The organism is Arhodomonas sp. KWT, from assembly GCF_010993615.1.
In genome coordinates this window covers 1-739 of record NZ_WNXE01000832.1, presented here as the reverse complement: position 1 = coordinate 739, position 739 = coordinate 1, and the positions used below count along the sequence as shown (strand labels likewise).

Genomic DNA, 739 nt, shown 5'->3' with positions numbered 1-739 from the left:
CCGACGGCCTGGAGATCCTCAGCCGCCTCGGCGATGGGACCGGCACGGTCGTTCCCGGGCAGGCCGGTTATGGTGGCATGAAGGCGCAGCCACTGCCGCGCGAAGATCAGCCGGCGCCAGTCCAGGGCGGTCCACAGTCGCTCTGCCGCGTCGGCGTCCACGGCGTGAAACAGCACGAAGCCGGTGTCCGGCCGCGCCTCGCAGTAGCCCGGTGCCTCGATCCGGGCGCTCATATCGGTGAGCTCCGCGGCGAGATCGCCCTCGAAACCGGGGCGGACGTAGAGCAGAAAGGTGGTATCCGTCATCGGGTGCAGTGGCTATGCTTGGGCCGGCGAAGGAACTAATCTTCCCAGAGGCGGCGTCCCGCGGCGAGCGTACCGTGTGCCTCAGGGCCGCATGCGAGTCGCGCAGTGTAGCAGCGCTATCTGTGCGGTGAGCAGTGCGGTCCGGCATCCGGATCGCTCGGGAGGGAGACGACCGCCGGAACCACTAGCGACGCCCATGCCGTCAAGGAGGCCTCGATGGGTATCCCCGTGCTGATTGCTATCGCCATCGTGCTCGCGGTGGTGATCTCCGCGTTCCGCGTGTTCAGGGAGTATGAGCGCGGCGTCGTGTTCATGCTCGGCCGTTTCTGGAAGGTCAAGGGCCCCGGCCTGCGGCTCGTCTTCCCGGTCATCCAGCAGGCGGTGAAGGTGGATCTGCGCCTGATCACCATGGACGTACCCAGCCAGGACGTCAT

1 protein-coding gene and 1 pseudogene are annotated in these 739 nt (G+C 67.1%); one reads left to right on the top strand and one right to left on the bottom strand.

Annotated elements, in window-relative coordinates; all coding sequences use genetic code 11:
* A pseudogene (locus G7A99_RS22735) lies at nt 1-305 on the bottom strand (hypothetical protein); the annotation flags it as partial.
* Between the two features lie 216 nt (nt 306-521).
* Here G7A99_RS22735 and G7A99_RS22730 point away from each other — a divergent pair.
* Nucleotides 522-739 (top strand): SPFH domain-containing protein (locus tag G7A99_RS22730; protein ID WP_240466387.1); only part of this gene is annotated, 218 nt, incomplete at its 3' end.